Below are 11,697 nucleotides of genomic sequence, written 5' to 3'. Positions count from 1 at the left end.
CGCTATGTCCTGCGCCAAGGAGAATGCCGATGCCACAGTTTCTATCCACCACTGATCCCGATTTCGAGGCCCGCTTTACCGCGATCCTGAGCGCAAAGCGCGAAGACAGCCCCGATGTGGATCATGTCGTGGCGGATATTATCGCGGATGTACGCAAGCGCGGCGATGCGGCGGTGCTAGAGATGACGGCAAAGTTTGACCGGCTGGACCTGACTGCCCAAACAATGCGTTTCACACCCGAAGAGATTGCGGCGGAATGTGCATTGGTAGATGACGCCGATCGCGCCGCGTTGCAGCTTGCCGCTGACCGTATCCGTGCCTATCACAGCCGCCAGATGCCCGAAGACGCGATGTGGACCGATCCAGACGGTGCAACGCTGGGATGGCGCTGGACGCCTGTGTCGGCTGCGGGTCTTTATGTGCCGGGGGGGACGGCATCTTATCCGTCATCGGTCTTGATGAATGCGATCCCCGCCAAGGTGGCGGGTGTGCAGCGTCTGGCCATTGTCGTGCCGACGCCGGACGGCGTGACCAATCCGCTGGTGCTGATGGCGGCGAAAATTGCGGGAGTGGACGAGATTTACCGGATCGGCGGCGCACAGGCGATTGCCGCCCTTGCTTACGGGACCGAGACAATTGCGCCGGTCGACAAGATCACCGGCCCGGGCAACGCCTTTGTGGCCGCGGCCAAGCGGCGGGTGTTTGGCAAGGTGGGCATTGATATGATCGCAGGCCCGTCCGAGATTTTGGTAATTGCCGACAAGGACAATGATCCTGACTGGATCGCACTTGATCTGCTGTCGCAGGCCGAACATGACGCAAGCGCGCAGTCGATCCTGATCACCGATGACGCGGGTTTCGGGCAGGCTGTTGCGGCGGCCGTCGACAAGCGGCTTGAAACGCTGGAACGCCGCGCAATTGCCGGTGCGAGCTGGCGTGATTTCGGCGCCATCATCACGGTCAGGGATTTTGACGAGGCCACACGCCTGTCGGACCGGATTGCGCCAGAGCACCTTGAGCTTTGCACGGCTGACGCCGACGCGCTATCTGCGGAAATCACGCACGCGGGCGCAATTTTCATTGGGGGTTGGACACCCGAGGCGATCGGTGACTACATTGGCGGCCCAAATCACGTATTGCCGACGGCCCGTTCCGCGCGGTTCTCAAGCGGGCTATCGGTCATGGACTTTATCAAACGCACGACCCTTTCACGCATGACCCCAGACGCGCTGGCCGCGATCGGGCCTGCAGCAGAACGTCTGGCAATATCGGAGAGCCTCGAAGCGCATGGCCTGTCCGTGCGCGCACGTCTCGACCGCCTGAACAGAGGTGAGCCATGAGCAAGATCATCCATATCAATATCGACGACCGTAATCTGCCACCGCCAACACCCGAGATTGATCAGGAACGTAAAGTGGCGATGTTCGATCTGCTGGAAGACAACAGCTTTGCCCTGCCCGCCCGTGACGGGCGCAAGGTGCCGCCCGGCCCCTACAAGCTGGAACTTTCGATCAAGGAACGCAGGCTTGTCTTTGATATCAAACAAGAAGATGACAGCGTGGCCGGTGAATTCCATCTGTCGCTCGGGCCGTTCCGGCAGGTCGTGAAGGACTATTTCCAGATTTGCGAGAGCTATTTTGACGCGGTCAAAACCCTGCCCCCCAGCCAGATCGAGACAATTGATATGGCGCGGCGCGGCATCCACAACGAAGGCGCGCGGGTGTTACAGGAACGTCTGGAGGGCAAGGCCGACGTTGATATTGATACCGCCCGCCGGCTCTTTACGTTGATTTGCGTGCTGCACTTTGGGGGCTAGGTAATGACGCAAGACAGCACATACGCACCCCTTCCCCAGTCGGTGCTGTTTTGCTGTGACCACAATTCTGTCCGCTCCCCCATGGCCGAAGGGATCATGAAAAAGCTCTATGGCAAACAGTGCTATATCCAGTCGGTTGGCGTGAAAAACGATCTGGAGATTGACGGGTTTGCAGTGGCTGTCTGTGCCGAATTGGGGGTGGAACTGTCGCGGCACCGGTCGCGATCTTTTGACGAAATGGAAGACTGGGGCGATGACCTGTCGTCGTTCGATCTGGTGCTGGCGCTATCGCCCGCAAGCCAGCGGCGCGCGCTTGACCTGACCCGGTTCTATCATCTCGACGTCGAGTACTGGCCGATCCTTGACCCCACAGGCCTTGGCGAGAGCCGCGAGGCGCGGCTGGACAGTTATCGCAAGACCCGCGATCAAATCATGAACAAGCTTGTGTCGCGGTTCGGCCCGGCATCCGTGTGACTTTTACCAAAGCTTAATTGCACCTTTGTATGGGTTGAAGAAATTCTTCCCGAGGTGATGAGATTATGTTTTGGACCAGGTCACTTGCACGAAATGCTGATGACGACGCCGTTCTTGCGGCCGCTTATCAGTCGCAAGCGATTATCTTCTTTGAGCCCGATGGCACGATCGTCAATGCTAACGCGGCGTTTGTTGCGACGATGGGTTATGACGACGCGTCAGAAATTATTGGCAAACACCACCGTATCTTTCTCTCCGAGGCGGACAGCAATTCCGACGGATACAAAGAGTTCTGGCCCAGCCTCGCGCGCGGTGAAATATCGTCGGGCGAATTCAAACGGATTTCGAAATCCGGGGATGAGGTCTGGATTTCCGCCTCTTATGCGCCCGTTCGCGATGCGCAAGGCAATGTCAGACAAGTCGTGAAGCTGGCCAGTGACGTCACTGCCTCGCACCGGATTATGCAGTTGCTGGTCGAAGGGCTTGCCGCACTTCGTGAAGGTGACCTTACGGCGCGCATTTCCGATCCTGTCGCGCCACAACACCAATCCGTCAAATCAAGCTTCAACGAAACGCTCGCGGGGCTGGAGGATCTGATGAATACGATCCGGTCCGGATCGGTCCGGCTGCATGATGTCGGCAGGGCTGTACAAAACGGGGCGCGGCAATTGCAGCAAAAGGCGCAAGCGCAAAAGGATATGCTTGCGGAAACCACAAGCTCTCTCAGCCAGATATCACAAGCGGTCGCAGGCACGAGCAATTCAACCCGTGAACTTGATCAAGAGGCCGCGCTAACGGCGGACAAGTCGCGCGAGGGCAGCCGAATCGTCGCGGACACGATCACAGCGATCAAACGTATCGAAACCCTCTCGAAAGAGGTTTCAAAAACCACAGAAGTCATTGAGGGCTTTGCATTTCAAACAAATCTGCTGTCGTTAAATGCCGCGGTCGAGGCCGCACGCGCCGGCGCGGCCGGCAGCGGGTTTGCGGTGGTCGCAAGCGAGGTGCGCAATTTGTCGAACCGGTCTGCAGAGGCCTCGAAAGAGATCGCGAAACTGACCCGCAGTTGTGAAACCGAAGTCATGAAGGGCCGCACTTTGATTGAAACTGCCGGTGCCTCGCTGGATGCTATCAATCACGGCGCTGCAACTGTGGCAGAGGCGGTTGACCGGATTGCCCGCACGGCGACACAACAATCACAAAGCGTTTTGGACATCGAATCCGCAATTCGCGCCATCGACATTGGCGTGCAGAATGTGGCCACCCTTTCAGATGACAGCGCGGAGCAAGTCAAACGGCTTTCGGATGAATTGGCGATCCTGGACAACCTGCTGTCACGCTTCCAAACCAGGCAAGCCCTGCCGCAAATACCTGCGCAGATGAACCTTCGACAAGCAGGATAGCACCTGATGTGGCGGTCATGACGGGCCGTGGCGACACTGCTTGCGCACGTCACGGCCAGCGCATCGCCGAGATATTCACGATTCACCCTTGAAAAATACTGTATTCAGGCGCATCTAGGCGGCGCCCGCTTGTTGATGCGGGTGTGAAACATAGGAGATCACATGGCCAAGGAAGAACTGCTCGAATTCCCAGGTGTCGTGAAAGAACTTCTGCCAAACGCGACGTTTCGGGTCGAGCTGGAAAACGGCCATGAGATTATCGCGCATACGGCAGGAAAGATGCGCAAGAACCGCATTCGTGTTCTGGCTGGCGACAAGGTACAGGTGGAAATGACACCTTACGATCTGACCAAGGGTCGGATTAACTATCGCTTTAAGTAGCGTGAAGCGCAGCTTCGCGCGGCGCGGTGAACGGACTTGCCGGTCGCAAGTCACCGCCGCGCTGGTGGATGTTGATAGATGACCACCCTCCCCCCAAATCCCGCTTTGAAGCTTGTTCTTGGCTCCGGTTCTCCCCGGAGGCTGGAGCTGTTGGCGCAGCTTGGGCTGGTGCCCAGCGCGGTGCGCCCGCCCGATATTGATGAAGACGTGCGCAAGGGTGAATTGCCCCGCGATTACGTCAAACGGATTGCTGCGGAAAAGGTGGCGGCTGTGCCTGCTGGCGCGGATGAAGTCGTCCTCTGTGCCGATACCACGGTGGCCTTGGGGCGGCGGATCATGGGCAAACCCGCAGATGCCGCCGAGGCTGCGCAGTTTCTTTTTGCCCTGTCAGGGCGGCGCCATAAGGTTATCACCGCACTCGCGGTAAAACGTGAAGGGCAGATCTGGACGAAAGATGTGCAAAGCACGGTCGCGTTCAAGCAATTGTCGGACACGGAGCTGAACGCCTACCTCGCGTCGGGCGACTGGCACGGCAAGGCCGGGGGTTATGCGATCCAGGGGCCGGCTGGTGTATTCATTCCCTGGATCAACGGGTCCTATACCGGCATCGTTGGTCTGCCGCTTACCGAAACCGCCGGTCTGCTGACAGCGGCGGGCGTTGTGCTTTATGGAGGTGGCGCATGAAGGGCCGCATGATTGTTCTGGACCATATCGGCGAAATAGAGGCGGCTGCCTATCTGGTGGATGGCAAGCTGGATGATCTCCTGATTGATCACGAAGACGCCCCCCGCCCGGGTGCGATCTTTCGTGCGATCTGTGACCGGCCGATCAAGGGCCAGGGGGGCATGATGCTGCGCCTGCCCGCGGGTGAAACGGCATTTCTGCGCCACGGAAAGGGCCTGAAACCCGGTCAGGCGATGCTGGTGCAGGTCACGGGTATTGCAGAGGACAGCAAGGCTGTGCCGGTCACGGACCGCGTGTTGTTCAAGAGCCGCTATGCGATTGTAACGCCGGGCAAGCCCGGGCTGAATATTTCGCGCCAGATCACCGATGAAGATGTGCGCGATGAGCTTTTGGCGGTCGCACATGAGGTGTTTGACAGCCCGCATGGTTTGATCCTGCGCTCCTCCTGCGAAGGCGCCGACGAGGCCGAGATTGCCGATGATATCCTCGCCATGGTCGCTTTGGCCGACGCGGTGCTGGCAGATGCCGACGGCAATGAGCCCGAGGCCCTGACCGAAGGCGACGGCCCGCACCTGGTCGCGTGGCGCGAATGGACAGGTGCGGCAGAGGTGATTACGCGTGCAGGGTCTTTTGCCGATCTTGGCGTGCTGGATCAGGTTGGTGCACTCAGCCAGCCACAGGTGGTCCTGGGCGAAGGGTATATGTATGTGGAGCCCACGCGCGCACTTGTGGCAGTGGATGTGAATACCGGCAACGATACCTCGCCTGCGGCTGCACTGAAGGCGAATTTGGCGGCGGCGCGCGCTTTGCCGCGTGCCTTGCGTTTGCGGGGGCTCGCGGGGCAGATTTCGGTGGATTTCGTGTCCATGTCAAAGGCGCACCGCAAGCAGGTGGAACAATCGCTGCGCGCCTCGTTCAAGGCTGATCCGATCGAGACGTCTTTGGTGGGCTGGACCCCCATGGGCCTGTTCGAATTGCAGCGCAAACGCGAGCGCCCGCCCTTTCCCAAACACCTGTTCAAGGACATCTGATGCCCTGCCCGATCTGCGACAAACCGACCGAAACCGACTTCCGCCCGTTCTGTTCAAAGCGCTGCGCGGACATTGATTTGGCGAAATGGTTTTCGGGGGCATACGCCATTCCTGCGGACAATCCCGAGGATCTGGAAGAGCTTGAACAGGAGTTGGACGCGGCACAAAGGCAGAAACCGCATTAGCGATCTGCTTTTCCAACAAATCCCTCTGGACACCCCCCTTTCCCGCGTCTAAAACGCCGCTACCCGATGTGGGCGCATAGCGCCAACATCCCGGTGCCCGGGTAGCTCAGGGGTAGAGCAGTGGATTGAAAATCCTCGTGTCGGTGGTTCGATTCCGCCCCCGGGCACCACTTTTACCAATTAAAACAGTGGCTTAGATCGTCGCCAAACGCCCTATGCGTGTGTAAATCAAAAACACACCAAACACACACTTTTTGCCGTGTTTTGGGGCTGGGCAGTGAGTGGAATCACGGTGTTGAACACTGTGAAGTTGCTGTGTGCTGTGTTGGCGCAAGAACAGTGAGCACAGTGTTGCCCTCTATGTTCGGAATACTGTGTTGTGGGTTTGTGTTTCAAACACTGTGTTGGGGACACTGTGTTGGCGGAATTTTGGGGCAAAATGGTTCGTGACACAGGCTTTACTGGAACTGGGTTCATTTCATTAAGCTGCTTGGCCATGTTGAGACACTTACCCAACTAAGTACAACTATACTACCAAGTCACCTGTCATGGGCAGCGTGTGTCGATCAACTTCATTATATTCCTGCAAGAGTGGTCTTTGGCTATCCAACCAAGCCACGCCGCGTTGGATATTCTCATGAAGCATTTCGCTATCCCTCACTACTATGGCGACTACTTCCTCATTGGTACGCATAAGCAGGTGGTCGTCATCTGCGTGAACTTGCGACTGCCAGGCTTGGATATTCTGCAAGAATTCATCAAAACATTCAGGTTTAGGTTTGAAGCGCACTATTGATAGCTTTTTGGTCATGTCTTTCTCCTTTATTTTATTGGTGTGGAGCCTGTTTCTATTTTTCGCATTAGCCCATCTTCTTTTTGAACATAATACAGAACAGCATCTTTCGTTCCATTTGGAAATGGCATGATAAAATGCATTATCATCACATCTTCATTTTCGTACAAACAACGTCTATTCTTAGGTGTGAACTTTTGGATCAGAGGTCCAAGGCGTTCAAGATATTCGTTTTTTGACGCAACGGAACCTGACGAGTGCATAACCATCTCAAAGTTCGGATGACATAGAGCGGCTAGCATATCAATGTTTTTTGCATCCAAGGCTTCCGCATACTTTTCGTAAAGCGTCATATATGATTTCTCCACATCCTACTTTTTCAATATTCTTTCAGTCACCTTTTGACGACTGGTGTAACCTCGAAATTTCCCATTTCAAGAATTGGGTCGAAAGCAGCATCTAGTTGCTCAAAGGTATCTGCTTCAAGTATCATAAACGAAGTATGCTCAAGGCGATTTGAATAGCTTCCATGAACTTTGATTCCGTGGTTGCCAACATTTGCTAAGGTGTCCCTAAACAAAGGGAACTTCTCCGGATGATGCGCTTGGCACGTTGTATAATCATGCGTAAGTTTTACCATGAATAACATTATGTTCTCTCCTGCTTGTGTGCGCGACTGTCAAAGATTAATTCAGGCAGTGGCGGCGGAGAGGCGTTGACATCCATTCCATGAACGTCAGCTGCGAATTCAGCAAAATCAGGAGGCATTGTTGCCATGATTTTTGTCCAACTTGCAGCGGGATCATCACCTTCCAAGGTTATGATCAATAAGTCCCCTGCCGGTGTCCGCTGTACAAAGGTTCTTTCGTGCACACCAACTGCTTCCCTGGATTCGGAAAATTCAGGTGTAGACTTCACGTGATCCATCATCGCTTGCCACTTTTCCATCTTACCTGGCAAAATCGGCATACATATCGCTAGCAAAGGCATGAATTGTATCTCTCTATATGTTGGGCAAATCACCTGATGGGTGTCGCGCCTGTTTCAGTCCGGATGATTTTGCCATCTTGCAAAAAATTGACGACCAGCACTGCTTCTGACGTACCGTCGGGAAAAGTCATAAACGAGTGTTCGACCATGATCTCGTCGTTTTCATAAAGGCATCTTTGATTATTGAACGACAAGGCGTCGCTCTGCATCATGCTCATCAGTGTTGGTGTCCAATCGGACTTGCTAACTTTCGTTCCAGATTGATGCCGAACAAATACGAAGTCTTCGTGGAGACAGTCCAAGTAGGCTTCGATGTCTTTGCTATTCTGTGCCGCATTTATTTTCTGATACAGAGACATCCCTCATTCTCCCCACATGCCAGCGAATTCATAGACAACGGCACGCTTCCCACCGACACACCAAGCGTCATGGTTAGGTGAAATCGCATAAGCATCGCCTGCTGTGTAGGTTGCTTCAGAGCCGTCGTCGCAGACACAATGGATAGTGCCCTCAACGATGATACCTGTGTGCGTGGCTTGGCAGCTTGGCGTGCCCACAAGTGGCTTGATGTCGGTGGACCATTTCCAGTCCGGCGCAAGCGTCAACTTCATGATACGCTGACCAAGAACGTTTACAGCCTCCATACGTGCATTTGGCATGTCCTTGGCTTCGTCAGCTTGAGTTGCGAAGTTTTTTACTTCTAATGGCATACTGATCTCGCTTCCTTTGTGGTTATTTGGATAAGTTGGGTTGAAAAGTAGTGAATTAGCACTGTAATTTTCACCCCATTCTCTTTACGTCATCGAGTGAAGGATTCTCCACTCATTGGTGTAATCACAGTAGTTTCCAAGATGGCGCCTGCGGCGGCTCTTTTGGCCTTGAGTCCCTCATGGCCGCCAAAGGCTTTCATGGCTTCAGGCGACTCAAAATCGATTATTACCATCAATTTATTATCGTTGTCCTTTTCGGTGCCTGCGAAAATTAACTTTCCGCCAAGTGCATTTAGAGCGGCTTCGTTTTCATGAAACATATCTTTCCAGGGTTTAAAGCCACGTGCCAAATCCTGTGTGAGTTTTACAATCATGATAGATTTCCATTGTTTTTTGGTTATGCGCCAAAATCATTGTTGGGCACAGCACTACGTTGGTTTGGCGATAGGGTTTTAGTTCGCAGCGACTACGTGATACATCTGCTGGCCTGTGTTCAGCATGCCAGTGACAGTGCCAACAAATTCCTGTCCGACATATTGCTCGTACTTGCCACTGCCTGCAGTGAGTGAGCCAACATATTCAAGTTGTGGCGTTATCTCACCAAAAAAAAATGGCCAAATCGCCATCTGGATCCACCATGCTACAAACGCCCACGCCTCCGAATGGCGCACCTTCCGCAGTTAGTGCTACTGTTTGATTGCATTCGGCCGTTACCAGTGTTGGGAAGCCCTCAGGCGCTTCTGACCAATCCCATAAATCGGTTGAGCTATTGATTATGATCGATCCAGTTGTGCCTTCCATCATCTGAGAAGAAGACGGTGCGTTTGCAAGGCCTGCCATGTTCCAAAGTTGCGAGTGACTATCTGCGAGAACAGCACTAGAGCTGCATACAAAGAGTGCCGCAACGATTTTAGTAATTTTGATCATACGTACGTTCCTATATTCCTAGTTTTTCTCTAGTTGGATCTGTTGCGCTGAGTCTTACAGCGTCTCAATGACCTCACCGTTCACGACCAGGACACTCCCAAACTCAGTGATTGTAGTGATAAAGGATTGAAAGTTATTCCAGCTTTGTCCCGCAGCCAAATGTTGATCGATGCCCTCAGGCATCACGTAGACTTCGTTGATGGAATAGAGAACTCGACCGGTTGTGCCTTGAGTTGGGTCAGCGGCGTTTACAAGCTCATGTGCTTTTGAGACATAGTAGTGTACGAGCTGTATCTTGCTGTCGTCATAACTATGGGCTTCACGCATCCACTTAGCATGATCGGACAGGGAAGCTTCAACTTCGTCCACTGAATCCGCAGGTACGGACAGGGCGAAATTAAAGGTTCGTTGTTGGAGTTGTACGTTCATCTTGTTTATCCTAAATTCTGGTGATTTTGAGACCTTAACTGCATGCAAAAACTTCACCTTCTTTCGCATCCAGCATAGTCATTGGTAGTTCCGTCGCTGCTTGAGAGCGGATGGCTGCGATTTTCTCTTTCGCTTGAGCGGCCGCCTCTGAACTAGTAAAGTGAGAAATAACTGATAGATTATTCTCTCCGGTGCGAACCATTTGTACTGCAGTAGCGCCAACACTCATGATCATCGGGACAAATTTACTCTGCCCAATCTCATCCATTTCAGTTGTCCATTCCTGCGTCGACCAGTTAGATACCATTATATAAGACATGTTCGCTTTCCTTGAATTTTAGAGGAATTAACCGTTAGGGAGGGCAGGCAACGACCGGAGATACATGATCACCGCATCAAGATCGTTCTGGGTCATTCGGGCAAAGTTGATGTATGGCATTGGGGGCATCATCGGTATGCCCCCTGGACGTACGCCCCCAGCAATCATGCCGATAAGTTCCGCGTCGGAGTATTCGGACAGACCGGTTGGTGTGATGTTGGGGGCAACTGAGACGCCCCAAGGGCCATGGAATTCGTAACCACCGGCCCCGAGGTGTGTATCGAACATTGGTCCTTGCGGTCCAAACGTGGAGTGACATTCAATACAGTGTGCGACCGGACCAGCGAGGTATTCTCCGTATGTAACGGTCACACTGGGCACTAGGGCTTCCACAGTATCGATGGGCGGGCCATAGGAGTCTGGCAGTGGAATATTGTAGACGCTTTGTCCTGGATCATGCTCCACGGCTGGCACCTGCCGAAGATACATGACGATGCTCATCAAATCATCATCCGATAGACCCCGATACAGACCGATCGGCATCGGCGGGCCAATGATAGAACCGTCTGGCCGCATGCCCTCTCTAATAGCGCGAGCGAGTTCGGCGTCAGTCCACTCTGCTATTCGGCTTCCAGGTGTTATGTTTGAGGCCACAGCAGTGAACGCTGCATTTTGTTCGATGAGCATGCCACCAAGATAGAGCGAAGGAATGGGGCCATCAGGACCTTGTGGCGTGTGGCAGTTACCGCAGGCGGCAGGGCCTTCTACCAGATAGATGCCCCTCTCGAGTGATGGTTCGGCACTGGCAAAGTTTGCCATGTTCAAGGCTAAAGTTCCGGTCAGGACCGCTATGTATGCCTTGTTACAATTATGTTGCATTCGCGGTGTACCTCATCATCAGCGTTGTGATCATGCTTGCATCCGCACTCACTTCAATCTAGTCTAAATATTGAAGTAGTTTTCCGGGGGGGGGGTGAAACGATGCCCGATCATTATGTTGAGCAAGAAATGTGTCCGATCGCGCTGGCTTCGCATCTTCTTGGCGACAAATGGATACCTATCATCATTAGAGACATCGCTCTTTTTGATAGGCGAACGTTCAATGATCTATTGAAAAACAACCTGGAAAAAATTTCGTCTGGTTCTTTGACATCTCGCTTACAGCGACTTGTCCATTTAGAGATGTTAGAAGTAACGAGCGACGACACGCATTCTCAGAAAAGAATCTATAGCTTGACCGAATCGGGAATTGGGTTTGTTCCAGTTGTCTTTAAGATGGCAAGTTGGACTGCAGAGTTCCGAAATCCATCTCCAGTGGTTGTTGCGATGTCTCAGCCCTATATTGATGGTGATGCTGATGCTATTGATTTCTTTTTGAAGACTATTCGTGATATTCACATTCACAAGACTACTGTTCCTGAGCCATTGTGGTGGAAGAGTTAATCCGGATAATTCGCGAAGAAGCGGTGAGGGTGGCGTTAGCTTTTGAGCTGCGGTATTTTTGGGTGTGGTCGCAAATATAAGCGTTGCTGCGGCTCGAATTGAGGAAATGCAG

General features: G+C 53.3%; 20 protein-coding genes and 1 tRNA gene. 10 read left to right on the top strand and 11 right to left on the bottom strand.

Annotated features, from left to right (window positions below; genetic code table 11):
* The first annotated feature begins 29 nt into the window (after positions 1-29).
* From hisD to C7964_RS13795, 9 genes are all read left to right on the top strand, one after another.
* Complete coding sequence (gene hisD, locus C7964_RS13835; RefSeq protein WP_110280203.1) at positions 30-1,340, top strand: histidinol dehydrogenase; 1,311 nt, start codon at positions 30-32, stop codon at positions 1,338-1,340.
* A complete protein-coding gene (locus tag C7964_RS13830; protein WP_110280202.1) occupies positions 1,337-1,816 on the top strand; it encodes a UPF0262 family protein in 480 nt (159 codons plus the stop codon). Before hisD ends, C7964_RS13830 begins: the two co-directional genes overlap by 4 nt.
* Before the next feature lie 3 nt (positions 1,817-1,819).
* Positions 1,820-2,290, top strand: coding sequence for an arsenate-mycothiol transferase ArsC (locus C7964_RS13825; RefSeq protein WP_110280201.1), 471 nt, complete (start codon positions 1,820-1,822; stop codon positions 2,288-2,290).
* Between the two features lie 65 nt (positions 2,291-2,355).
* Positions 2,356-3,693, top strand: coding sequence for a methyl-accepting chemotaxis protein (locus C7964_RS13820; protein ID WP_110280200.1), 1,338 nt, complete (start codon positions 2,356-2,358; stop codon positions 3,691-3,693).
* A gap of 162 nt (positions 3,694-3,855) precedes the next feature.
* Positions 3,856-4,074 carry a translation initiation factor IF-1 gene (infA, locus tag C7964_RS13815; RefSeq protein WP_007205486.1) on the top strand — a complete coding sequence of 73 codons (219 nt, stop codon included), beginning with the start codon at positions 3,856-3,858 and terminating at the stop codon, positions 4,072-4,074.
* 78 nt (positions 4,075-4,152) lie between these two features.
* Positions 4,153-4,758: a Maf family protein gene (locus tag C7964_RS13810; RefSeq protein ID WP_110280199.1), complete on the top strand. Its 606-nt coding sequence runs from the start codon at positions 4,153-4,155 to the stop codon at positions 4,756-4,758.
* A complete protein-coding gene (locus C7964_RS13805; protein WP_110280198.1) occupies positions 4,755-5,789 on the top strand; it encodes a ribonuclease E/G in 1,035 nt (344 codons plus the stop codon). Before C7964_RS13810 ends, C7964_RS13805 begins: the two co-directional genes overlap by 4 nt.
* Positions 5,789-5,974, top strand: coding sequence for a DNA gyrase inhibitor YacG (locus C7964_RS13800; protein WP_110280197.1), 186 nt, complete (start codon positions 5,789-5,791; stop codon positions 5,972-5,974). Before C7964_RS13805 ends, C7964_RS13800 begins: the two co-directional genes overlap by 1 nt.
* Positions 5,975-6,069: 95 nt before the next feature.
* Positions 6,070-6,144 (top strand) — tRNA-Phe (locus C7964_RS13795).
* A 356-nt stretch (positions 6,145-6,500) separates the two neighbouring features.
* On the opposite strand, the gene C7964_RS13790 is transcribed toward C7964_RS13795, so the two are convergent.
* The 11 genes from C7964_RS13790 to C7964_RS20230 form a co-directional block, all read right to left on the bottom strand.
* Positions 6,501-6,785, bottom strand: coding sequence for a hypothetical protein (locus tag C7964_RS13790; protein ID WP_110280196.1), 285 nt, complete (start codon positions 6,783-6,785; stop codon positions 6,501-6,503).
* Between the two features lie 11 nt (positions 6,786-6,796).
* Positions 6,797-7,120, bottom strand: a complete 324-nt coding sequence (locus tag C7964_RS13785) for a nuclear transport factor 2 family protein (RefSeq protein WP_110280195.1) — start codon at positions 7,118-7,120, stop codon at positions 6,797-6,799.
* Positions 7,121-7,161: 41 nt separating this feature from the next.
* Complete coding sequence (locus C7964_RS13780; RefSeq protein WP_110280194.1) at positions 7,162-7,416, bottom strand: DUF3303 domain-containing protein; 255 nt, start codon at positions 7,414-7,416, stop codon at positions 7,162-7,164.
* A complete protein-coding gene (locus tag C7964_RS13775; RefSeq protein ID WP_110280193.1) occupies positions 7,416-7,757 on the bottom strand; it encodes a hypothetical protein in 342 nt (113 codons plus the stop codon). Before C7964_RS13775 ends, C7964_RS13780 begins: the two co-directional genes overlap by 1 nt.
* A 29-nt stretch (positions 7,758-7,786) precedes the next feature.
* A complete protein-coding gene (locus C7964_RS13770; RefSeq protein WP_110280192.1) occupies positions 7,787-8,116 on the bottom strand; it encodes a nuclear transport factor 2 family protein in 330 nt (109 codons plus the stop codon).
* 3 nt (positions 8,117-8,119) lie between these two features.
* Complete coding sequence (locus C7964_RS13765; RefSeq protein ID WP_110280191.1) at positions 8,120-8,467, bottom strand: cupin domain-containing protein; 348 nt, start codon at positions 8,465-8,467, stop codon at positions 8,120-8,122.
* Between the two features lie 89 nt (positions 8,468-8,556).
* Entirely contained in the window at positions 8,557-8,841 is a 285-nt protein-coding gene (locus tag C7964_RS13760) for a hypothetical protein (RefSeq protein ID WP_286163944.1), read from the bottom strand.
* Between the two features lie 223 nt (positions 8,842-9,064).
* Positions 9,065-9,394, bottom strand: a complete 330-nt coding sequence (locus tag C7964_RS19755; protein ID WP_146214864.1) for a hypothetical protein — start codon at positions 9,392-9,394, stop codon at positions 9,065-9,067.
* Positions 9,395-9,448: 54 nt separating this feature from the next.
* A complete protein-coding gene (locus C7964_RS13755; protein ID WP_110280190.1) occupies positions 9,449-9,823 on the bottom strand; it encodes a hypothetical protein in 375 nt (124 codons plus the stop codon).
* 34 nt (positions 9,824-9,857) lie between these two features.
* Positions 9,858-10,142 (bottom strand): hypothetical protein, encoded by a 285-nt coding sequence (locus C7964_RS13750; RefSeq protein WP_110280189.1) that lies wholly within the window; start codon positions 10,140-10,142, stop codon positions 9,858-9,860.
* Positions 10,143-10,169: 27 nt separating this feature from the next.
* A complete protein-coding gene (locus C7964_RS20230) occupies positions 10,170-10,430 on the bottom strand; it encodes a hypothetical protein (protein ID WP_286163943.1) in 261 nt (86 codons plus the stop codon).
* 693 nt (positions 10,431-11,123) lie between these two features.
* Here C7964_RS20230 and C7964_RS13740 point away from each other — a divergent pair.
* On the top strand, positions 11,124-11,585 hold the full coding sequence (locus C7964_RS13740) for a winged helix-turn-helix transcriptional regulator (protein ID WP_286163942.1): 462 nt from the start codon (positions 11,124-11,126) through the stop codon (positions 11,583-11,585).
* Positions 11,586-11,697 lie beyond the last annotated feature (112 nt).

This window comes from Loktanella sp. PT4BL, from assembly GCF_003201935.1.
Lineage (GTDB): Bacteria > Pseudomonadota > Alphaproteobacteria > Rhodobacterales > Rhodobacteraceae > Yoonia.
Note: the sequence above shows the minus strand (reverse complement) of the source record. Positions and strands in the feature narration are given on the sequence as shown.

What these genes read in the sequence shown, in the direction of transcription:
- hisD (WP_110280203.1), top strand. Translation starts at nt 30, where the DNA reads ATGCCACAGTTTCTATCCACCACTGATCCCGATTTCGAGGCCCGCTTT.
- C7964_RS13830 (WP_110280202.1), top strand. Translation starts at nt 1,337, where the DNA reads ATGAGCAAGATCATCCATATCAATATCGACGACCGTAATCTGCCACCG.
- C7964_RS13825 (WP_110280201.1), top strand. Translation starts at nt 1,820, where the DNA reads ATGACGCAAGACAGCACATACGCACCCCTTCCCCAGTCGGTGCTGTTT.
- C7964_RS13820 (WP_110280200.1), top strand. Translation starts at nt 2,356, where the DNA reads ATGTTTTGGACCAGGTCACTTGCACGAAATGCTGATGACGACGCCGTT.
- infA (WP_007205486.1), top strand. Translation starts at nt 3,856, where the DNA reads ATGGCCAAGGAAGAACTGCTCGAATTCCCAGGTGTCGTGAAAGAACTT.
- C7964_RS13810 (WP_110280199.1), top strand. Translation starts at nt 4,153, where the DNA reads ATGACCACCCTCCCCCCAAATCCCGCTTTGAAGCTTGTTCTTGGCTCC.
- C7964_RS13805 (WP_110280198.1), top strand. Translation starts at nt 4,755, where the DNA reads ATGAAGGGCCGCATGATTGTTCTGGACCATATCGGCGAAATAGAGGCG.
- C7964_RS13800 (WP_110280197.1), top strand. Translation starts at nt 5,789, where the DNA reads ATGCCCTGCCCGATCTGCGACAAACCGACCGAAACCGACTTCCGCCCG.
- C7964_RS13790 (WP_110280196.1), bottom strand. Translation starts at nt 6,785, where the DNA reads ATGACCAAAAAGCTATCAATAGTGCGCTTCAAACCTAAACCTGAATGT.
- C7964_RS13785 (WP_110280195.1), bottom strand. Translation starts at nt 7,120, where the DNA reads ATGACGCTTTACGAAAAGTATGCGGAAGCCTTGGATGCAAAAAACATT.
- C7964_RS13780 (WP_110280194.1), bottom strand. Translation starts at nt 7,416, where the DNA reads ATGTTATTCATGGTAAAACTTACGCATGATTATACAACGTGCCAAGCG.
- C7964_RS13775 (WP_110280193.1), bottom strand. Translation starts at nt 7,757, where the DNA reads ATGCCTTTGCTAGCGATATGTATGCCGATTTTGCCAGGTAAGATGGAA.
- C7964_RS13770 (WP_110280192.1), bottom strand. Translation starts at nt 8,116, where the DNA reads ATGTCTCTGTATCAGAAAATAAATGCGGCACAGAATAGCAAAGACATC.
- C7964_RS13765 (WP_110280191.1), bottom strand. Translation starts at nt 8,467, where the DNA reads ATGCCATTAGAAGTAAAAAACTTCGCAACTCAAGCTGACGAAGCCAAG.
- C7964_RS13760 (WP_286163944.1), bottom strand. Translation starts at nt 8,841, where the DNA reads ATGATTGTAAAACTCACACAGGATTTGGCACGTGGCTTTAAACCCTGG.
- C7964_RS19755 (WP_146214864.1), bottom strand. Translation starts at nt 9,394, where the DNA reads ATGATCAAAATTACTAAAATCGTTGCGGCACTCTTTGTATGCAGCTCT.
- C7964_RS13755 (WP_110280190.1), bottom strand. Translation starts at nt 9,823, where the DNA reads ATGAACGTACAACTCCAACAACGAACCTTTAATTTCGCCCTGTCCGTA.
- C7964_RS13750 (WP_110280189.1), bottom strand. Translation starts at nt 10,142, where the DNA reads ATGTCTTATATAATGGTATCTAACTGGTCGACGCAGGAATGGACAACT.
- C7964_RS20230 (WP_286163943.1), bottom strand. Translation starts at nt 10,430, where the DNA reads ATGTTCGATACACACCTCGGGGCCGGTGGTTACGAATTCCATGGCCCT.
- C7964_RS13740 (WP_286163942.1), top strand. Translation starts at nt 11,124, where the DNA reads ATGCCCGATCATTATGTTGAGCAAGAAATGTGTCCGATCGCGCTGGCT.